Raw genomic sequence first — 18,933 nt, forward strand, 5'->3', positions numbered from 1 at the left:
GGGTTTCGGAGCGGCGGTGCGGGTCAGGCCCCGGCGACGGGCAGGACCCGGCTGCGGCCGGCGGCGCCCAGCCAGGAGGCGGACGGCTTGGGGGTGCGGGCGAAGGTCTCGCGGTCCACCGCGATCAGGCCGAAGGTGGGGGCGTAGCTGCCCCACTCGTAGTTGTCCAGGGCGCTCCAGTGGAAGTAGCCGCGCACGTCGACGCCGTCGGCCATGGTGGCGGCCATGCCCTCCAGGGCGCCCGCGGTGTAGGCGATGCGGCGGCTGTCGTCGGCGGTGGCGATGCCGTTCTCGGTGACGATCAGGGGTACGCCGGGCGCGGTGGCGGCGGCGTGCCGCAGCGCGTCGCCGAGCGCGCCGGGGTAGAACTCCCAGCCCTTGATGGTCCGTTCCGCCTCCTGCGGGACCGGCAGCGGTCCGTCCGCCCCGATCAGGGTGCGGGTGTAGGCCTGCACGCCGAGCCAGTCGTCGCCGCGGGCGGCCTCCAGGAAGACGTCCTCGCGCGGGCGCAGGTACGCGGCGCGGGCCTCCTCGGCGCCCTCGACGCCGGGCAGCGCGTGGCTCACCTGGCTGGCCACCGACCATCCGGTGCGCACGTGCGGCGCACGGGACTTGACCGCTTCGACGGCCAGCCGGTGGGCCCGGACCAGCGCCTCGGTGGCCCTCCCGTCCGGCATCGGCAGGCCGGCCGCCGGGAGCGACATCGTGGCGGGGTCGACGCGGCCGAGCATCAGGTCGAGCAGTGGCGCCATGATGGCGAGCATGTTGGGCTCGTTGATGGTGCAGACGTGGTCCACGCCGTCGGCGTAGACGGGGGCGGCGGCCTCGATGTAGCGGGCGAACCGCTCGCCCGCGTCCGGGGCGTTCCAGCTGCCGTGCTCGGCGAACCAGCGCGGCGCGGTGAAGTGGTGCAGGGTCACCATCGGCCGCAGGCCGCGCTCGTGGGCGCCCTCCACCATCCGGCGGTAGTGGGCGATGGCGGCGCGGGAGAACTCGCCCGGCTCGGGCTCGATCCGGGCCCACTCGATGCTGAACCGGTAGTCGGTGAAGCCGAGTCCGGCGAGCAGGTCCATGTCCTCGCGCCAGCGGTGGTAGCTGTCGCAGGCGTCGCCGCTGGGCTCCTCGATGTGGCCCCCGGGGCCGGCGGCGCGCTCCAGCGGCCACCAGTCGCTGGTGGTGTTCCCGCCCTCGGTCTGGTGGGCGGAGGTGGAGGCGCCCCAGAGGAAGCCCTCGGGCAGGGTGCTGGTCGGGCCGGTCATCGGCGGGTCTCCTTCGTCCGGGGTGCGTTCCGCTGCCCGTGAGGCCCGTCCGCGGCCGCTTCGCGCAGGGAGTGCCTCGACCCTAGGCTTGAAAACATGACAACGCAATGCTTTCGAGAGTGAAAACCTGGCAGCAATATGTTTTCGTGCCGCACCCGGTAGGATCCGCCCCATGAGCAAGCCTCGGGGGCCGTACGCCAAGACCTCGGCGAAGCGGCAGCAGATCATCGACGCCGCCCTCGCCGCCTACGCGGAGGCGGGCAGCCGCAACGTCTCGCTGCGCGACATCGCCCAGCGGGCCGGGATGACCTACGCCGGGGTGATGCACCACTTCGGTAGCAAGGAGGCCCTGCTCACGGCCGTGCTGGAGGCCAGGGACGTGGCGGCGGAGGAGCGGTTCGGCCCCGGATCCGGGGGCGCCGAGCCGTCGTTCTCGGCGGTCCTGCGGCACAACGCGTCCACTCCGGGGCTGGTCAAGCTCTTCGTCGACCTCGCGGCCGCGGCGGCCGAGCCCGACCACCCCGCGCACGACTTCTTCGAACAGCGCTACGAGCGGCTCCGCGCCCGGCTCGCGGAACGCATCGAGCACGGCGTCGCCGACCCCGCCGAGGTGGACGCGGCCTGGCTCGCCCGGATCTTCATCGCCGCCGCCGACGGCCTCCAGCTCCAGTGGCTGCTCGACCCGGACATCGACATGGCCGCGGACATCGAGCGCCTCGGCGCCACCCTGGTCGGCCCGCACTGGACCGCCGGCCCCGCCCGGGAACGCCCGGCGCCGGACGCTCCCGAGGGGGAGCGCCCGGCGCCGTCCTGAGCGAGCGGGTCAGCCCCCGGCGCGGCGGGCCCGCTTGAGGGCGTGGTGCACGGCCCAGGCGTCGGCGACCGGCCCGAGGTGAGCCAGCTTGTCGGGGTTGATGACGGAGCGGACGGTCTGGATCCGGCCGTCCGCGACGTCCAGGACCAGCGTGTTCAGCACCCGTCCGGCCCGGTCGCGGAAGACGGCACCGGGCTGGCCGTTGACCTCGTGCGGCTCGAAGGTCACGTCGATCCGGGCCATCAGCGGGACGACCGCAGCCAGCAACCGGGCCACGTTCGCGGCGCCGGCGACCGCCCTGGCCAGCTGCGGGGTCTTGCCGCCGCCGTCGCCGACCATGGTGACGTCGGCGGCCAGCAGTTCCTGGAGGCCGGCGATGTCGCCCTCGCTCAGCGCCTCGAAGAAGCGCGCGGCCAGCTCGTCCCGCTCCTTGCGCTCGGCCTCGAAGCGCGGCCGGCCCTCCCGCATGTGCCGGCGCGCCCGCACCACCAGCTGGCGGCAGGCCGCCTCGGAGCGGCCCACCGCGGCGGCGACCTCGTCGAAGCCGAAGCCGAACACCTCCCGCAGCACGAACGCCGCCCGCTCCAGCGGACTCAGCCGCTCCAGCAGCAGGAGCGCCGCCACCGACACCGAGTCGGCCAGCTCGGCGGCCCGGGCCGGGTCCGCGTAGGGGTCGTCGAGCAGCGGCTCCGGCAGCCACGGCCCCACGTACTCCTCCCGGCGGACCCGGGCCAGGCGCAGCACGTCGATCGCGATCCTGGTCACCGTGGTGGACAGGAACGCCTTGACCGACGTCGGCCGGGTCGACGAGGCGTCGTAGCGCAGCCAGGTCTCCTGGACGGCGTCCTCGGCCTCGCCCACGCTGCCCAGGATCCGGTAGGCGATCGAGAACAGCAGCGGCCGCAGCTCCTCGAACTCCTCGACCTTGCTCACGCGGCTTCCCTCTCCTTCGAACGGACGGCTACTGGGTGATCATCGCGGCCGGGGCCGGTCAGTGGAACCGGCCGGCCACATAGCCGCCCGCGGGCTGGCGGGTGATGATGTTCGCCCGGTTGGCCAGGTTCATGAACGAGATCAGCGTGACCAGGGCGGCCAGCTGCTCGGCGTCGTAGTGCTCGGCGGCCTTCGCCCAGACCTCGTCGCAGACCCCGCCGGCGCCGTCCGCGACCCGGGTGCCCTCCTCGGCGAGCGCCAGCGCCGCGCGCTCGGCCTCGGTGTAGACGGTGGCCTCCCGCCAGGCCGCGACCAGGTTCAGCCGCAGTGCGCTCTCGCCCGCCGCGGCGGCCTCCTTGGTGTGCATGTCGATGCAGACGGCGCAGCCGTTGATCTGGCTGACCCGCAGCGACACCAGCTCCTGGGTGCCGACGGGCAGCGGCATCTCCTTGAGCTCCCGGCCGAGCGTCATCAGGCTCTTGACGAGCCGGTTGCCGGTCGTGGTGGCGAAGAAGTCGAGTCGCGCGTCCATGGTGTGCCCTTCGTCGTGGTGGTCGGTGCTCCACCCCCTGAGACGGACCGGCCCGCCGTCCTGTGACATGCGCCGGGTCCGGGGAGAGAACTTCGTGAGCTGACTGATCGTCAACTCGTCGTTCCGCTTTGCAAAAACTTTGCCGAACTCCGTTGACATGCCGGGACGGTGGGTGTTGAGTCGTCGCCGCCCGCCTCGGGTGCACCCTGCGGACTCCCTGTGCCGTCCACCGTTTCCCACGACCGTGCGGCCCCACCGCACAAGGGGTGATCTCGTCCATGCGTCACAGATTCCCGACCCGCTTGACCTTCGGCGCCGCGACCGCGGCCGTTCTCGGCCTGGTCGTCCCGCTCGCGCCCGCCGCCTCGGCGGCCGGCTCCGACGGGAAGTCCGACTCCTCCCGGCACGGCACCGTCTCGTACAAGCGGGTCGGCTACTTCATCCAGTGGGGCGTCTACGGCCGCAACTTCCACGTCAAGGACCTGGAGACCAGCGGCACCGCAGGCAAGCTGACCCACATCAACTACGCCTTCGGCAACGTCGGCCCGGCCGGCACCTGCCAGATGGGCGGCCCCGGCTCCGACCCGTACGCCGACTACACCCGCCAGGTCGACGCGGCCGGGTCGGTGGACGGCGTCGGCGACACCGCCGGGCAGGCGCTGGCCGGCAACTTCAACCAGCTGCGCAAGCTCAAGGCCGAACACCCCGGCCTCAAGGTGATGATCTCGCTGGGTGGTTGGAGCGGTTCGAAGTACTTCTCGGACGCCGTGCGCACCGACGCCGGGCGCAAGGCGCTGGTCTCCTCCTGCATCGACCTCTACCTCAAGGGCAACCTGCCCCTGAACGAGGGACGGGGCGGCGCGGGTGCGGCGGCCGGGATCTTCGACGGCATCGACATCGACTGGGAGTGGCCGGGCTCGGACGGCGCCGAGGGCAATGTGATCCGCCCCGAGGACAAGCAGAACTTCACCAAGCTCGTCCGCGAGTTCCGCACCCAGGTCGACGCGTACGGCCGCACGCTCAAGGGGCGCAAGCACTTCGAGCTCAGCGCGTACGTGCCCACCGCCCCCGCGAAGATCGACGCGGGCTTCGAGGTCTCCAAGATCATGCGGGACTTCGACTTCGTGAACCTCCAGGGCTACGACTTCCACGTCTCCGGCGAGTCGACCACCGCGCAGCAGTCCGCGCTGTACGCGAAGAAGGACTTCAGCGTCGACCAGACCGTCAACGCCTGGCTGCGGCGCGGCGCCCCGGCGCGCAAGCTGGTCACCGGCATGCCGTTCTACGGCCAGGGCTGGACGGGCGTCACGGGCGGAGGCGACGGTCTCGGGCAGCCCGCCGCCGGCCCCGCCCCGGCGACCTGGGTGGCCGGCTCCGAGGACTACAAGGCGCTGAAGAAGCTCGCCGCGTCCGGCGCGTACAAGCTCTACCGGGGGCCGGGCAACGGCAGCGCCTGGCTGTTCGACGGCAACACCCTGTGGACGTACGACGACCCGACGGTGGTGCGGACCAAGGCGGAGTACGTGCGCCGCGAGGGCCTCGGCGGGGCGATGATCTGGTCGCTCGACGGTGACACCCCGGACGGCGAGCTGATCACGGCGCTCGACCGCGGCCTGAACCGCCGCTGACGCTCACCCCCTGGAGCACACGGGACGCGGGCCCGCCCGGCTGGACGGGCCCGCGTCGCTGTTGTGCGTTCCGGCCTGCTCGCCTTCCGGCGGACTACTTGTTGATGCAGGTGTTGCCGAAGGCCGGGTTGAGGAGCCCGATGATGTTGATCGAGTTGCCGCAGACGTTGATCGGCACGTGGACCGGGATCTGGATCTGGTTGCCGGACAGGACACCGGGCGAGTTGGCGGCCACGCCCGAGGCGACGGAGTCGGCGACGGCGGTCCCGCCGCCGGCCAGCAGGGCGGCGGCCGCGAGGACACCGGCGGCGAGGGCGGTGCGAGTGCGCATGTCTCTCCTTAAGAGATGAGTTGGCAGATCAGAGCACCAATCACACCGGTGAGAAGCTGCGATCCCCCCGCATTGGCCAAATCGAGGGCGTGTCCAAACCACCCGGCTCAAAACGCTATGTAGACCGGTCTGCATATTCGGGCCTCGGGCTCGCCTGTTGCGTGGAGTGGGAAGTCGGCCGGCTCGACTTTCCACTCCATGGACCTGCTGGCATGTAGACCGGTCTGCATATTTGCCGCCAGCCCCGCCGCTAGCCCCGCCGCTCCGCCAGCCCCGCCGCCCTGCCCGGTGCGTGGAGTGGGAAGTCGGCCGGCTCGACTTTCCACTCCTTGGGCCTGCTGGCATGTAGACCGGTCTGCATATTTGCTGCCAGCACGCCGCCCGCCGCCCGGTGCGTGGAGTGGGAAGTCGGACGGGCCGACTTCCTACTCCGGCGGTGCCCGCCGGCCCGCCGGTATGTAGACCGGTCTGCATATTTGGGGGCGTGTGGAGTGGGAAGTCGGGTGGGCCGACTTTTGGCTCCGGTTAGGTGGGGAGGTCCTGTTCGGCCCAGATGGTTTTGCCGTGGCGGGTGTAGCGGCTGCCCCAGCGGGTGGTGAGTTGGGCTACCAGGTAGAGGCCGCGGCCGCCCTCGTCGGTGAGGCGGGCGCGGCGCATACGGGGTTGGGTGGCGCTGGGGTCGGAGACCTCGCAGGTGAGGCGTTCGGCGCGGATGAGGCGGACGCCGACCGGGCCGCCGGCGTAGCGGATCGCGTTGGTGACCAGCTCGCTCAGCACCAGCTCGGTGGTGAACGCCAACTCCTCCAGCCCCCAGGCCGCCAGCTGCTCGGTGGCCGCCTCCCGGACCCGTGCGACCGCCGCCGGGTCGGCGTCCAGCGTCCAGCCCGCGGTGGCCTCGGGCGGCACCTCCCGGGTGCGGGCCAGCAGCAGGGTGACGTCGTCGGTGAGCCGGTGCGCCGGGAGGTCGGCGACGAGGTCCCGCCCGAGTTCCCGCAGTGCCGCGCCGACCGGCGGGACGGCTCCCTCCGGCGGGGCCGCTGCGGCGGAGAGCCGGTGGGACAGTTCGTCCATGCCCTCCTCCAGGTCGTCCGCGTACCCGAGGAGCAGCCCGTCGGTGTACAGCGCGAGCAGGCTGCCGGGTTCCAGGTCGACCTCGGTCACCTCGAACGGCAGCCCGCTCACGCCGAGCGGCGGCCCCGGCCGCAGGGGCACGTACGTCACCCGGCCGTCCGGGGCCGCGACGGCGGGCGGCGGGTGGCCGGCCGAGGCCATCGCGCAGCGCCGGGACACCGGGTCGTACACCGCGTAGACGCAGGTGGCGCCGAACGGCACGGTCTGCTGGTCGTCCGGGGTGTCGTGGCCTGCGTCGCTCCACACGCCGTGGCTCACCGGCGGCCGGGTGGCCGCGCCCGCCCCGGGCTCCGCGCCGAGGCCCGCGTCCCCGTCCTCCTCCTCCGGCCGTTCGGCCTCCACCATCAGCTGGGCGACCAGGTCGTCGAGGTGGACCAGCAGTTCGTCCGGCTCCAGGTCGAGGTCGGCCAGCGTCCGGACGGCGGTGCGCAGCCGCCCCATGGTCGCGCTCGCGGCGAGTCCGTGCCCGACCACGTCCCCCGCGACCAGCGCGACCCGGGCGGAGGAGAGCGGGATGACGTCGAACCAGTCGCCGCCGATCCCGCTCGCCGTGTCGGTGGGCAGGTAGACGCTGGCGGTGGAGACCGCGGTGGTCTCGGCCTGCGAGGGCGGCAGCAGGCTGCGCTGGAGCCCGACGGCGGCGCGGTGCTCGCGCGCGTAGCGGCGGGCGTTGTCCAGGGCGAGGGCGGCGCGGTCGGCGATCTCGCGCAGCAGTTCCAGATCGGCCGGCAGGTACGGCGGCCGGTGCGGGGCGCGGTGAACGGTGACCCGGCCGAGCAGGCTGCCGCCGGCCCGCAGCGGGACCGTCATCGACGGCGGGAAGTCGGTGTGCGCGGTCTGCTCGCCGGGGTCGGCGTGCACGCTCACGCCGGTGGGCGGGGGCTCCGGCATCGCCCGGTCGCCCGCTCCGCCCGCTCCCGCCCCGCCCGCTCCCGCTGCGATGGCGGCGGCGACGGCGGTGCGCCGCAGCGGCACCCGGCCGTCCCGCCCCGCGACCGGCTCCCCGCCGGTGAAGACGGCCTCGGCGACGTCGACCACCGCGAGGTCGGCGAGCCCCGGCACCGACCCGCCGTCCGCCTCGGCGGCCCCGCCCCCGGACGACGGCGGGGCGAGCACGGCCGCCAGTTCCTCCGCCGTCCCGGTGACCGACAGCGAGCCGCCGACGGCCGCCGTGGCCCGGTGCAGCAGGGCGAGCCGCTCGCCGGACCGGTGCAGCTCGGTGACGTCGGTGAACAGCGCGGTCACCCCGATCACCTGCCCGTCCGGGGCCTGCAGCCGGAACGCCGAGATCGCCATCACCGCGCCGCCCGCCGGGTCCTCGATGGTGCGGACGATCTCCTCCGCGCCGATCAGCGGCCGCCCGGTGCGCAGCACGTCGCGCAGCCCGCGTTCGACGGCGGCGGCGTCCTGCGCCTGGAGGAAGTCGCCGAGCCGCCGTCCGCGCAGGTCCGGCGGCAGGCCGCTGTAGGGGAGCAGATGGGTGTTGGTGCGCACCAGGCGCAGCCGCTCGTCGAAGACGGCCAGGCCGACCCGGTCCTGGAGGAACAGTTCGCGGGTGAAGGCCTGGTCCTGGCGCGAGCGGGCGATCTGCGGGGTGGGGGCGGCGAGCACGAAGTACCGGGCCGAACCGCCGGCCTCCGGTCCCGCGGGGCCGCCGTCGGGCGCGTTCAGCGGCAGCACCTGGTACGACAGCGGGAGCCGTTCGCCCCGGCCGGTGCGCAGCACCGCCTCGCCGGACCAGCCCTCGGCGCGCTGCCGGGTGCTGAGGGCGGACATGGCCGGCCAGCCGGAGGGGTCGGCGAGCAGGTCGTGCACGGGGCGGCCGTGGACCTGTGCGGCGCCGAGGTCGAGCAGCCGTTCCGCCTCCGGGGTCCAGCGGACGATGCGGCCGTCCGCGTCGAGCAGGGCTCCGACGGCGTTGACGACGAAGGGGGATCGGCCGCGGTACAGGGCGTCCGCCGTGTCCATCCGGTCCGCTCCTCTCCGTCGGCGGGTTCGCTGCCGCGACCCCTCCATCATCCCCCGGCCCGGCGAGCCCGCCAGTTCCGGACGGCGCGTGGACGGGCGGCACGCGCCCAGGTTGCGAGCCGCGCGCCTGGTGAGGCGGCGCCGTGAAGGGGCTTCTCGGGCGTCGGCTCTTATTGTAATCTCCGTCAATAAGCGGGGCGTGCGGGTTCCCGCGCAGGCCACGCACCCGACGGAGGCAGTCATGGCCCACTCGACGGAACGCATCCCCAGCCCGGTCCCCAGCCCGGTCCCCAGCCCGGTTCACACCCCGGCCGGCGACGACGTCTCCAAGCGGCTCCTCGACTCCGCCGCCGTCCTCTCCTACGACCCGGCCGTCGAGATCGACTGGGACGCCCCGCTCCCGCCCGGCCACTACGGGCTCAACCCCGAGTGGAGCACCCTCTACGGCACCGCGCTCTGGGCGGAGATGACCGAGGAGCAGCGGGTCACCCTCACCCGCCACGAGGTCGGCTCGATCATGACCACCGGCATCTGGTTCGAGATGATCCTCCAGCAGATGGTGCTGCGCGACCAGTACCTCAAGGACCCGGCCGGCGCCGAGTTCCGCTTCGCGCTCACCGAGATCGCCGACGAGTGCCGCCACTCGATCATGTTCGCCCGCGCCTGCGAGAAGATGGGCGTCCCTCGGTACCGGCCGCACCGGGTCGTCGCCCACGCCGGACGCGCCTACAAGTCCCTCGCCCGCGGCGAACTCGCCTACGGGGGCATCCTGGTGGCCGAGGAGGTGCTGGACGTCATGCAGCGCGACTGGATGCGCGGCGAGAACGTCCTCGACATCGTCCGCGGCACCTCCCGGATCCATGTGGTCGAGGAGTCCCGGCACATGAAGTTCGCCCGCCAGGAGATCCGCGAGCGGCTGCGCGGGGCCGGCGCGCTGCGCCGCCGCAACGCCGCCTTCGGCATCGCGGCCGGTGCCTACGTCATCGTCACCAGCATGGTTCACCCGTCCGTGTACCGGGCCGCCGGGCTGGACGTCGGACGGGCGCTCGCCGAGGTCCGGGCCAGCGGGCACCGGCGCGCCATGATGCGCACCAGCAGCCGCCACCTGATGGCGTTCCTCGCCGAGAACGGCCTGCTCACCGACGCGGCGGCCCGGATCTACCGGCGCGTCCACATGCTCTGAGCAGCGCCCCGCCGCCCCCGACCCCCACCCAGCGAGGACCCCGCCCCCGCCATGGCCTACGCGATCACCCGAACCTGCTGCAACGACGCCTCGTGCGTGTCCGTCTGCCCCGTCAACTGCATCCACCCCACCCCGGACGAGCCGGACTTCGGCCGCACCGACATGCTGTACATCGACCCGGCCGCCTGCATCGACTGCGGCGCCTGCGCCGACGCCTGCCCGGTGGACGCCGTCCTCCCGGCCGACCGGCTGACGGGGCCCGACGCGGTCTACCGCGACCTCAACCGCGACCGGTTCCGCGACCACCCCGCCGACCACGCCTGGGGCGCACCCGTCTTCCCCCGCAGCCTGCCCGCCGGCCTCGACCTCGGGGCCGGCCCGCTGCGGGTCGCCGTCGTCGGCACCGGGCCGTCCGCGGGCTACACCGCGCAGGCGCTGCTGCGCTCCACCGGCGCCGAGATCACCATGATCGACCGGCTGCCGGTGACGGGCGGGCTGCTGCGGTACGGGGTCGCCCCGGACCACCAGTCGACCAAGCGGATCGCCGAGAGCTTCGCGCCCGTCCTCCACGACCCGCGGCTGCGGGTGCACCTCAACGTCGAGGTCGGCACCGACGTCGGCCACGCCGAACTCGCCGACCACCACCACGCGGTGGTGTACGCGGTCGGGGCCGCCGCGGACCGCCGGCTCGGCGTGCCCGGCGAGGACCTGCCCGGCAGCGTGCCCGCCACCACCTTCGTCCGCTGGTACAACGCGGAGCCGACGGTACCCGCCGACGCGGTGACGCTCCCCGGCGATCCGGGGCCGGGCCGGGAGCAGAGGCCGGGCCGGGAGCAGTGGCCGGGCCGGGAGCAGGGGCCGGGCGCCGAACGGGCGGTGGTGATCGGCAACGGCAACGTCGCGGTCGACGTCGCGCGGATCCTGCTCACCGACCCCGACCGGCTCGCCGTCACCGACATCGCCGACCACGCCCTCGCCGCCCTGCGCCGCAGCGCGGTGCGCGAGGTGGTGCTGGCCGCCCGGCGCGGGCCCGGGCACGCCGCCTGGAGCGCGCCCGAGTTCCGCGCCCTCACCCAGCTCCCGGGCGTGGACGTCGTGGTGGACGACCACCCGGAGGCCGACGCCGTGCCGCTGCTCGCCGGCCTCCCACGGGTCCGGCTGGACGGCGCCGCGCCGCCCCGGCCCGGGCGGCGGATCGTGCTGCGCTTCCACGCCACGCCGGCCGAACTCCTCGGCGACGGCCGGGTGGAGGCGGTCCGCTTCGCCGGCACCGACGAACTCCTGCACACCGCCCTGGTCGTCCGCTCCATCGGCCACCGCGGCGTCCCCGTCCCCGGACTGCCCTTCGACGAGGCCGCCGGAGCCGTCCCGCACCGCGGCGGACGCGTCCTCGACCCGGCGACCGGCCGTCCGCTGCCCGGCAGCTACCTGGTCGGCTGGGCCAAACGCGGCCCCTCCGGCGGCATCGGCGCCAACCGCGCCTGCGCCGAGGAGACCGTCCACGCCCTCCTGGACGACGCCGTCGCGGGCCTCCTGCCCGTCCCCACCGCCGACCGCAGGGCCTTCGCCCGCCTGGTCCGCACCCGCTGCCCCGACGCCCTCGGCCTGCGCCACCTGCGCGCCATCGACCGCGCCGAACGCGCCCGCGGCGCGGCCACCGGCCGCCCCCGCGTCAAACTCCCCACCGTCCCCGCCCTCCTCGCCGCCGCCCGCCGCTGACCCGGCGACGGACCCGAGGCCTCAGCTGAAGAGGGCGCCGAGGTCGAGGGGGGTGATGAGGAAGGTGTCGGTGGCGGGGTCGTGGGCGTGGAGGAGGGCGGTACGGCCGGCCGGGACCGTCGGGTCGCCGGTAGGGGTGCGGACGGCGAGGAGGGCGGGGGAGCCGTCGTCGGTGGTGGCCTCGGCCCAGCCGCCGGTGGTGGAGGCGCCGCCCCGCAGGACCGTGCAGACGCGGCCGACCAGGGGGAAGGGTTCGGAAGCGAGGAGGTCGCCGGGCAGGTCGTCCGGAAGCTCCCCGGGCGCGGCGCCGACGTGGGGATCGGCGCCGTGCCCCCCGCCCCGGGTGCCGGTGGGGCGGCCGACGTCGTGCCCCCCGGACACGGCGTCGGCCCCCAGGCCGCTGAGCAGGGCCAGCATCCAGTACTCGGCGGTGACCACCAGCGTCGGGAGGTCCGGTGCGGCCTTGAAATCCCCCAGCATCCGCCCGTGCCCCCCGACTTTCACAGGGCGCCGGACCCCCCGGGCGCCGTGGTGATCCTGTCAGGAGGAAAGCGTCCGCACACTGCCAGGACCTGGCAGTCTTGTCGGTGTTTTGACACCGGAAAATATCCGGAAACCGAAAGCAACGCACGGGCCGCTGAAACGTTCAACATGAAACGTTCATGGTCAGAGCGGCCGGTCCGGCCAGTCGAGCAGCCGCGCGCCCATCACGGCGGTCTCCAGGGTGTAGCGGTGCAGCGCGTCCGCCGGGTCGTAGCCCGTGAGGTCGCGGATGCGCTCCAGCCGGTAGCCGAGCGCGCGCACGCTCAGGCCGAGCCGCCGCGCGGTCTCCGCGTTCACGTAGCCGGCCTCCGCCTGGACGGTGATGGTCTCCATCAGCGGACGGGCCCCGCCGCGCGCGGAGGTGAGCGGGCCCAGCACGGTGCGCACCAGGTCGGCCATGGCGGACTTGTCCCGCATCAGCACCGGGAAGACCAGCAGCTCCTCGGCGCGCAGCCGCTGCGCCGGCAGCCCCAGCCGCTGCGCGTACTCCAGCGCGGAGAGCGCCTCCTCGTAGCTGCGCACGATGCCCCCGGTGCCGGCGTGCCGGCGGCCGGTCGCCACCCGCCGGGCGGGCGTGTAGCCGGCGCCGGGCCGCAGGGCCAGCTCGGTGAAGGCGGCGAGCACGGGCCGTTCGCCGTCGGAGGCGATGCAGACCAGCCGTCCGTCGCGGGCGGCCAGCAGCAGGGTGCGGTCGTCGTAGCGGCCGGTCAGTTCGCGCAGCACCCGGTGGGAGGCGGGCGCGCCCTCCAGGTAGGGCTCGTCGGCGACGGCGACCGCGACGGTGTACCCGGCGGCCAGCCGCAGGCCGAACCGCTCGGCGCGCTCGGCGAGCCGGCCGAGGTCGGAGCGGCCGTGCAGCAGGTCGTTGACCAGCTCGCGCCGGTTGGCCTCCTCCTGCCGCACGGCCATCCGCTGGGCACGCTCGTGGCCCTCGGCGAGGGCGCCGAGGGCGGCCTGGATGGCGGCGAGCAGGGCGTCGCCGGTGCGCCGCAGTTCGGCGGCGGTGGCGGCGGCGGGGCCGGGGAGGTGCTGCCAGGCGGCGCGGGTGGCGCCGAGGCAGGCGCCGACGAGTACGCGCAGGCCGTGGCCGGCCTCGGCGCCGCGTTCGCCGAGGTCGCGCAGCCGCTCCAGTTCGGCGCGGCGCAGCAGACGGCCGGTGCGGGAGACGTCGGTGAGCAGGTCCAGGCAGTGGTGGGCCAGCTCGTTGGGGATGTCGGGTGTGCCGGTTCCGTTGGCCACCGTCATGTCGTCGTGTCCCGCCCGGTCCGTCGGTGTGGTCCAGTCGGCCGGCGGCTCCACCGGTCGGCCGCTCGGCTTCTCGGCCGGTCAGCCGGTGCGTTCCTTCGATCCGTCGGACTGCCGGCCGCCCAGCCCGGGCATGCTACCGGGTCGGCGTCGAGGCCGCTCCGGTGTCCACGGACGCCGCCTTCGTCCCGAGCGGCCGGTGGCAGGCGACGGTCCGTCCGGGCGACACCTCGCGCAGCCGCGGCACCTCGGCGGCGCACCGGTCGTCGGCGAACGGGCACCGGGTGCGGAACCGGCAGCCGGACGGCGGGTCGAGCGGGGACGGCGGGTCGGCGGGGAGCAGGCCGGTGTCGCCGAGCGGACGGCCGGGCTCGGGGACGGCGGCGAGCAGCGCCGCGGTGTAGGGGTGGGCGGGCGCGGCGAGCACCTCCTCGGTGGGGCCCTGCTCGCAGAGCCGGCCGAGGTGGAGCACCGCGACGTCGTCGCTGACGGCGCGGACCACGCCGAGGTCGTGGGAGATGAACAGGCTCGCCAGGCCGCGTTCCTCGGTGAGCCGGCGCAGCAGGTTGAGCACGGTCGCCTGGGCGGAGACGTCGAGCGCCGAGACGGCCTCGTCGGCGATCAACACCCGCGGTTCGGCGGCGAGCGCGCGGGCGATGGCGACCCGCTGGGCCTGGCCGCCGGAGAGCTGGGCGGGCCGGCGGTCGCCGAACAGCGCGGCCGGCAGGCCGACGGCCTCCAACTGCTGCTCGACCACCGCCGCCCGGTCCACCGACGGGTCCGGGTGGGCGTCCAGTGGTTCGGCGACGAGGTCGCGCACGGTGCGGCGCGGGTTGAGCGAGGAGACCGGGTCCTGGAACACCATCTGCATCCGGGGGCGCAGCGCCCGCAGCGCGCGCGGGGCGAGCGAGCCGAGGTCGGTGCCGTCCAGGGTGACGGTGCCGGTGGTGGGCGGGGGCAGCCGCAGCAGGGCCTTGGCGATGCTGCTCTTGCCGGAGCCCGACTCGCCGACCAGGGCGAGGGTGCGGCGTTCGCGCAGTTCCACGTCGACGCCGCTGACGGCGTGCAGCGGGCCGGAGCGGGTGCGGTGGACCACGGACAGCCCGGTGGCCCGCAGCACCACGGGGGTGTCGGCGCCGGTCGACGGGGCGGCGGGGGCGGTGGTCATGCGGCGGCCTCCTCGGCCTTGGCCGGCGGTGCGGCCGACGGCGTGAGCGGGAAGTGGCAGGCGGCCGTGTGCCCGGCCCCGGCCCGGTGCAGCGGCGGCGCGTCCGTCGAGCAGACCGCCTCGGCGCGCTCGCAGCGGGGCGCGAACGGGCAGCCGGGGACGGGCTTGGAGAGGTCCGGCGGCGAGCCGGCCACGGCGGGCAGGGTGCGGCGCAGCGGCCCGGTGACCCGGGGCACCGAGCGCAGCAGCGCGGCGGTGTACGGGTGGGCGGGCGTCCCGGTGACGGCCTCGGTGGGGCCGGTCTCGACGACCCGTCCGCCGTACATGACGGCGATCCGCCGGGCGCGGCCGTAGAGCAGGCCGATGTCATGGGTGATCAGCAGGGTGGCCAGGCCCCGGGTCTCGCGGTGCCGGTCGAGCAGGTCGAGCACGGTGCGCTGGACGGTGACGTCGAGCGCGGTGGTGGGCTCGTCGGCGAGCAGCAGGGCGGGGGAGCCGGCCAGTGCGGCGGCGATGCCGACGCGCTGGCGTAGCCCGCCGGACAGCTCGTGCGGGTAGGCGCGGGCGCGCCGGGCCGGGTCGGGGACGTCGACGGCGGCGAGCAGTTCGGCGGCGGTGCGCAGCCGCTCGCGGCGCGGCATCCGGCGCCGGTTGGTGAGCGACTCGGTGACCTGGTCGGCGATCCGGACGACCGGGTTGAGCGAGGTCATCGGGTCCTGGTGGACCATCGCGACGCCGGTGCCGAGCAGTTCGGCGCGCCGGGCGGCGGTGGCGGTGAGCAGGTCCTCGCCGTTCAGCCGCACCGAGCCGGTGGCGGTGGCCCGGGTGGTGAGCGGGTGGACGCCGAGCACGGTGCGGGCCAGTACGGACTTGCCGGAGCCGGACTCGCCGACGACGCCGAGGCACTCGCCGGCGTCGATGGTCAGGTCGATGCCGTGCAGCACGTGCAGCGTCCGGCCGTCGGGGGTGTGCAGGGTGGTGTCGAGCGAACGGACCTCCAGAACCGGGCTGGTCATCCTCGCCCTCCCTTCGAACGCAGCTGCTCGCCCAGGTAGTTGAGGGCGAGGACGGTCAGGCAGAGCACCGCCGCCGGGGCGAGCGAGATCCACGGGGCGCTGCCGAGCGTGGTTCGGCCCTCGGCGATGATGCCGCCCCAGGACGGCTCCGGCGGGCGCAGCCCGAAGCCGAGGAAGCTGAGCGAGCCCTCGGCGACGATGGCGACCGTGGTGGCGGTGAACGCGAAGGTGAGCGCGGCGGGCGCGACGTGCGGGACCACCTCGCGGCGCAGGATGCGCAGCGGCGCGGTGCCGATCATCCGGGCGGCCTGGACGAAGCCGCGCTCGCTGAGCGACAGCACGACGGCGCGCACCACCCGGGTGAAGTGCGGCACGGTGAACAGGCCGATCAGCGAGCCGATCAGGGTCAGGCTGGGGCCGCGCAGCGAGACCGCGATCATCACCAGGATCAGGGTGGGGACGGACATCAGCAGGTCGGTGGCGAAGCCGATCACCTTGTCCACCGGCCCGCGGAACCAGCCGGCGGCCACGCCGAGCGCCCCGCCGCCGAGCAGTCCGACGGCGATGGTCAGCCCGGCGACGGTGAAGGAGGCGCGGGCGCCGGCCACGGTGCGCTGCAGGACGTCGCGTCCGCCGGCGTCGGTGCCCAGCCAGTGGCCGGGGCCGGGGGCGGCGGCGGGGTTGGCGAAGTCGCCGTGCAGCGGGTCGAAGCCGGGCAGCAGCGGGAGCAGCAGGGCGGCGAGCGCGACGACGGCCAGCCAGGCGCCGGCGACCAGCACCCCGGCGGAGGGGCGGCGGCGCGCCGCCCTCTTGCGCGGTGTGGCGGCGGCAGCGGGAACGGGGACGGTCTCAGCGGCGCTCATCGGCGATCCTCGGGTCGATCGTGCGGTACAGCAGGTCCACGGCGAAGGTGGCCGCCACCACGGCGACGGCGCTGACCACCACGACCCCCTGCACCACCGGGAAGTCGCGGCTGTTGATCGCCCCGGAGACCCAGGTGCCGACGCCGGGCACCGCGAACAGCGTCTCGACCAGCACCGAGCCGCCGAGCGAGGTCCCGATGCCGATGCCGACCAGGGTGACCAGCGGCAGCGAGGAGGGCCGCAGCGTCCGGCGCAGCAGCAGCCGCACGGTGCCCATGCCGCGGCTGCGGGCGGCGGCGATGTAGGTCTGGTCGAGGGTGTCGAGCAGTTGGCCGCGCAGGGTGCGGGTGAAGACGGCGGCCTCGGTGAGGCCGAGGGTGAGCGCGGGCAGCACCAGGTGGCGCAGGTTCTCCAGCGGGTCCTCGGTGAACGGGGTCCAGCCGGTGGCCGGCAGGAGCCGCAGCTGGACGGCGGTGAGCCAGATCAGCAGCAGGCCGAGCACGAAGCCGGGCACGGCCAGCCAGACGAAGGCGCCGGCGGTGGCGATCCGGTCGAGCGCGCCGCCCGGCCGCCAGGCCGACCAGAGCGCGACCGGCAGGGCCAGGCCGAGTGCCACCACCTGGGCGGCGATGAAGAGTTCGAGGGTGACCGGGATCCGGTCGGCGAGCTCGGTGGTGACGGCGACGCCGGTGGAGAGCGAGTGGCCGAGGTCGCCGTGCAGGGCGTCGCCGAGCCAGCGCCAGGCGGCGGTGAGCACGTTCTCGTCCAGGCCGAGCTTGGCCTCGTACGCGGTGACCTGCTCCGGGGTGGCGGTGGGGCCGAGCGCGGCGAGGGCGGGGGAGCCGGGCATCAGGTGCGGCAGGGAGAGCGCCGCGACGATGACCAGCAGGAGCACCGCGGCGGCCCGTGCGAGCCGTCCGGCGGTGCGTCCCGCCGTGCGGAGGGCGGTGGGTGTCACTTCTTCACCCACAGCACGGCCGGGGAGACGTTGACGACGGTCCGCTTGGAGACGTCGGGCAGGCCGCCGATCTTGGCGGAGGTCAGCAGGCCGGTCCGGTTCTCGGTCAGGAAGAGCATCGGGGCGTCGTTGACGACCTCCTGCGCGGCCTCCTGGTAGTGGCGGGCGCGCTGGGCCGGGTCGACGGCGGCGCGCCCGGCGGCGATCGCCTGACCGGCCTTCGGGTTGTTCCAGCCGGTGAAGTTGAAGGGGGCGTCGGGCACGTAGAGGCTGGCCAGGGCGGTGTCGGTGTCGCCGAACATGCTGGTGACGAAGTCCATCACCTGGAACTTGCGCTGGAACATCGCGGTGCCCAGGCCCGCCGCGTCCAGCGGCTTGATGGTCACCTTCACGCCGACCTCGGCGAACATCTGCTGGAGCACGGTGGCGCGCTGCTGGCCCTCGGGGCGGCTGTCGACGAGGTACTCGAAGGAGAGGTCGGGGTGGCCCGCCTCGGCGAGCAGGGCCCGCGCCTTGGCCGGGTCGTGCGCGGGGTACCCGGAGGCGTCGCCGGCGGCGCGGTAGGGGGAGGTGGAGCCGATCGGGCCGTCCGACACCTTGCCCTGGTCGAGGTAGACGACCTTCTCGACGGCCGAGCGGTCCACCGCGAGCTGCAGCGCCTTGCGCACCTTCGGGTCGTCGAAGGGCGCGACCTTGGTGTTGAACAGCACGGTGGAGGTGGAGCCGGGGCCGGCGGCCACCCGCAGGCCGTCGGCGGCGGCCTGCTTGTGCTGGGCGGGGGTCTCGGCCCAGACCACGTCGGCGTCGCCGGAGCGCAGCGACTGGTAGCGGCTGTCGGCGTCGGGCAGCACCTTGTAGACGAGCTTGTCGGCGTGGCCCTTGGCGCCCCAGTAGGAGGGGTTGCGGACGAGGGTGGCGGAGACGCCCGGCTGCACGCTCTCGATCGTGTACGGGCCGGAGCCGACGGCGGGGGTGTCGGTTCCGGCGGGGGCCTCGGAGACGTAGCCGAGGGAGCGGGTGAACAGGCTGGGGAAGGCGGCGTTGGGGGACTTGAGGGTGAAGCCGACGGAGGTCGGGGAGTTCACCGTCATGCCGCCGATGGTGGCGGCGTCGCTGGCGCAGCTGCACTTGGCCTCGGGCGTGGCGAGCCGGTTGACGTGGTCGATCACGGCCTGCGCGTCGAGCGGCTTGCCGTCGCTGAAGGTGACGCCCTCGCGCAGCTCCAGCGTCCAGGCGGTGGCGTCGGTACTGGCGGCGGTGAAGGACTTGGCCAGGTAGGGCTCGACGGCGCCGTTGTCGCCGTTGACCATCAGCGGGTCGTAGAGCGCGTTGGCCAGGATCATCATCGGCATCGAGGTGAGGGTGGTCTCGGCCGGGTCGAGCTTGGTGAACGGACGGTCGAGGCCGATTCTCAGGGTGCCGCCGTCGACGGCGGGGCCGTCGTCCTGGGCCGTGGCGGCGGCCGCGCCGCCGCCGGAGACCGCGTCGTCGGACGCGGAGCAGGCGGAGGCGGTGAGGGCGAGGGCCGCCGTGCAGACCGTGGACGCCAGGACGAGCGTGTGCCGCTTCATGATTCCTCGGGAGGGTTCGGGGGGCTACGGGGGAGGGGGAAGACCGGCGGGCGCAGCCGGACCGGTGGCCG

The 18,933-nt window shown here is 74.6% G+C and carries 16 protein-coding genes; 4 read left to right on the plus strand and 12 right to left on the minus strand.

The window, feature by feature from the left end; all coding sequences use genetic code 11:
* Positions 1-23 precede the first annotated feature (23 nt).
* Positions 24-1,259, minus strand: coding sequence for a glycoside hydrolase family 1 protein (locus tag ACFU74_RS08935; RefSeq protein WP_380754000.1), 1,236 nt, complete (start codon positions 1,257-1,259; stop codon positions 24-26).
* 172 nt (positions 1,260-1,431) lie between these two features.
* Here ACFU74_RS08935 and ACFU74_RS08940 point away from each other — a divergent pair, with 172 nt between their 5' ends.
* Positions 1,432-2,073: a TetR/AcrR family transcriptional regulator gene (locus tag ACFU74_RS08940; RefSeq protein ID WP_380754003.1), complete on the plus strand. Its 642-nt coding sequence runs from the start codon at positions 1,432-1,434 to the stop codon at positions 2,071-2,073.
* 9 nt (positions 2,074-2,082) lie between these two features.
* Here the strand turns inward: ACFU74_RS08940 and ACFU74_RS08945 are convergent, their stop codons facing one another.
* Together ACFU74_RS08945 and ACFU74_RS08950 are read right to left on the minus strand one after the other, a co-directional pair.
* Positions 2,083-3,006, minus strand: a complete 924-nt coding sequence (locus ACFU74_RS08945) for an RNA polymerase sigma-70 factor (RefSeq protein ID WP_380754006.1) — start codon at positions 3,004-3,006, stop codon at positions 2,083-2,085.
* A gap of 58 nt (positions 3,007-3,064) precedes the next feature.
* Entirely contained in the window at positions 3,065-3,538 is a 474-nt protein-coding gene (locus ACFU74_RS08950) for a carboxymuconolactone decarboxylase family protein (RefSeq protein ID WP_380754008.1), read from the minus strand.
* Between the two features lie 278 nt (positions 3,539-3,816).
* Here ACFU74_RS08950 and ACFU74_RS08955 point away from each other — a divergent pair, with 278 nt between their 5' ends.
* Positions 3,817-5,166 carry a glycoside hydrolase family 18 protein gene (locus tag ACFU74_RS08955; protein ID WP_380754011.1) on the plus strand — a complete coding sequence of 450 codons (1,350 nt, stop codon included), beginning with the start codon at positions 3,817-3,819 and terminating at the stop codon, positions 5,164-5,166.
* A gap of 94 nt (positions 5,167-5,260) precedes the next feature.
* Here ACFU74_RS08955 and ACFU74_RS08960 read toward each other — a convergent pair whose 3' ends face one another.
* Together ACFU74_RS08960 and ACFU74_RS08965 are read right to left on the minus strand one after the other, a co-directional pair.
* Positions 5,261-5,497, minus strand: coding sequence for a chaplin (locus tag ACFU74_RS08960; RefSeq protein ID WP_380754014.1), 237 nt, complete (start codon positions 5,495-5,497; stop codon positions 5,261-5,263).
* Between the two features lie 525 nt (positions 5,498-6,022).
* Positions 6,023-8,596, minus strand: a complete 2,574-nt coding sequence (locus ACFU74_RS08965) for a SpoIIE family protein phosphatase (protein ID WP_380754017.1) — start codon at positions 8,594-8,596, stop codon at positions 6,023-6,025.
* A gap of 241 nt (positions 8,597-8,837) precedes the next feature.
* Between ACFU74_RS08965 and ACFU74_RS08970 the strand changes: the two genes are divergently transcribed.
* Together ACFU74_RS08970 and ACFU74_RS08975 are read left to right on the plus strand one after the other, a co-directional pair.
* Positions 8,838-9,779, plus strand: a complete 942-nt coding sequence (locus tag ACFU74_RS08970) for a diiron oxygenase (protein ID WP_380754019.1) — start codon at positions 8,838-8,840, stop codon at positions 9,777-9,779.
* Between the two features lie 51 nt (positions 9,780-9,830).
* Complete coding sequence (locus ACFU74_RS08975; protein ID WP_380754021.1) at positions 9,831-11,498, plus strand: 4Fe-4S binding protein; 1,668 nt, start codon at positions 9,831-9,833, stop codon at positions 11,496-11,498.
* Positions 11,499-11,519: 21 nt separating this feature from the next.
* On the opposite strand, the gene ACFU74_RS08980 is transcribed toward ACFU74_RS08975, so the two are convergent.
* The 7 genes from ACFU74_RS08980 to ACFU74_RS09010 form a co-directional block, all read right to left on the minus strand.
* On the minus strand, positions 11,520-11,978 hold the full coding sequence (locus tag ACFU74_RS08980) for a hypothetical protein (protein WP_380754024.1): 459 nt from the start codon (positions 11,976-11,978) through the stop codon (positions 11,520-11,522).
* Between the two features lie 186 nt (positions 11,979-12,164).
* Entirely contained in the window at positions 12,165-13,286 is a 1,122-nt protein-coding gene (locus tag ACFU74_RS08985) for a PucR family transcriptional regulator (protein WP_380754027.1), read from the minus strand.
* A 136-nt stretch (positions 13,287-13,422) separates the two neighbouring features.
* Positions 13,423-14,454, minus strand: coding sequence for an ABC transporter ATP-binding protein (locus ACFU74_RS08990; protein WP_380754030.1), 1,032 nt, complete (start codon positions 14,452-14,454; stop codon positions 13,423-13,425).
* On the minus strand, positions 14,451-15,470 hold the full coding sequence (locus tag ACFU74_RS08995; RefSeq protein ID WP_380754033.1) for an ABC transporter ATP-binding protein: 1,020 nt from the start codon (positions 15,468-15,470) through the stop codon (positions 14,451-14,453). Before ACFU74_RS08995 ends, ACFU74_RS08990 begins: the two co-directional genes overlap by 4 nt.
* Positions 15,467-16,333 carry an ABC transporter permease gene (locus tag ACFU74_RS09000; RefSeq protein ID WP_380754036.1) on the minus strand — a complete coding sequence of 289 codons (867 nt, stop codon included), beginning with the start codon at positions 16,331-16,333 and terminating at the stop codon, positions 15,467-15,469. The genes ACFU74_RS08995 and ACFU74_RS09000 overlap by 4 nt, the downstream gene beginning before the upstream one ends.
* Complete coding sequence (locus ACFU74_RS09005) at positions 16,320-17,291, minus strand: ABC transporter permease (RefSeq protein ID WP_380754039.1); 972 nt, start codon at positions 17,289-17,291, stop codon at positions 16,320-16,322. Before ACFU74_RS09005 ends, ACFU74_RS09000 begins: the two co-directional genes overlap by 14 nt.
* Positions 17,288-18,862, minus strand: a complete 1,575-nt coding sequence (locus ACFU74_RS09010) for an ABC transporter substrate-binding protein (RefSeq protein WP_380754042.1) — start codon at positions 18,860-18,862, stop codon at positions 17,288-17,290. Before ACFU74_RS09010 ends, ACFU74_RS09005 begins: the two co-directional genes overlap by 4 nt.
* Between the last annotated feature and the right edge of the window lie 71 nt (positions 18,863-18,933).

Origin of the sequence: Kitasatospora sp. NPDC057500 (assembly GCF_042802195.1) — a bacterium.
Lineage (GTDB): Bacteria > Actinomycetota > Actinomycetes > Streptomycetales > Streptomycetaceae > Kitasatospora.

Coding starts and splice junctions, on each gene's coding strand:
- ACFU74_RS08935 (WP_380754000.1), bottom strand. CDS start 1,259: ATGACCGGCCCGACCAGCACCCTGCCCGAGGGCTTCCTCTGGGGCGCC.
- ACFU74_RS08940 (WP_380754003.1), top strand. CDS start 1,432: ATGAGCAAGCCTCGGGGGCCGTACGCCAAGACCTCGGCGAAGCGGCAG.
- ACFU74_RS08950 (WP_380754008.1), bottom strand. CDS start 3,538: ATGGACGCGCGACTCGACTTCTTCGCCACCACGACCGGCAACCGGCTC.
- ACFU74_RS08955 (WP_380754011.1), top strand. CDS start 3,817: ATGCGTCACAGATTCCCGACCCGCTTGACCTTCGGCGCCGCGACCGCG.
- ACFU74_RS08960 (WP_380754014.1), bottom strand. CDS start 5,497: ATGCGCACTCGCACCGCCCTCGCCGCCGGTGTCCTCGCGGCCGCCGCC.
- ACFU74_RS08965 (WP_380754017.1), bottom strand. CDS start 8,596: ATGGACACGGCGGACGCCCTGTACCGCGGCCGATCCCCCTTCGTCGTC.
- ACFU74_RS08970 (WP_380754019.1), top strand. CDS start 8,838: ATGGCCCACTCGACGGAACGCATCCCCAGCCCGGTCCCCAGCCCGGTC.
- ACFU74_RS08975 (WP_380754021.1), top strand. CDS start 9,831: ATGGCCTACGCGATCACCCGAACCTGCTGCAACGACGCCTCGTGCGTG.
- ACFU74_RS08980 (WP_380754024.1), bottom strand. CDS start 11,978: ATGCTGGGGGATTTCAAGGCCGCACCGGACCTCCCGACGCTGGTGGTC.
- ACFU74_RS08985 (WP_380754027.1), bottom strand. CDS start 13,286: ATGACGGTGGCCAACGGAACCGGCACACCCGACATCCCCAACGAGCTG.
- ACFU74_RS08990 (WP_380754030.1), bottom strand. CDS start 14,454: ATGACCACCGCCCCCGCCGCCCCGTCGACCGGCGCCGACACCCCCGTG.
- ACFU74_RS08995 (WP_380754033.1), bottom strand. CDS start 15,470: ATGACCAGCCCGGTTCTGGAGGTCCGTTCGCTCGACACCACCCTGCAC.
- ACFU74_RS09000 (WP_380754036.1), bottom strand. CDS start 16,333: ATGAGCGCCGCTGAGACCGTCCCCGTTCCCGCTGCCGCCGCCACACCG.
- ACFU74_RS09010 (WP_380754042.1), bottom strand. CDS start 18,862: ATGAAGCGGCACACGCTCGTCCTGGCGTCCACGGTCTGCACGGCGGCC.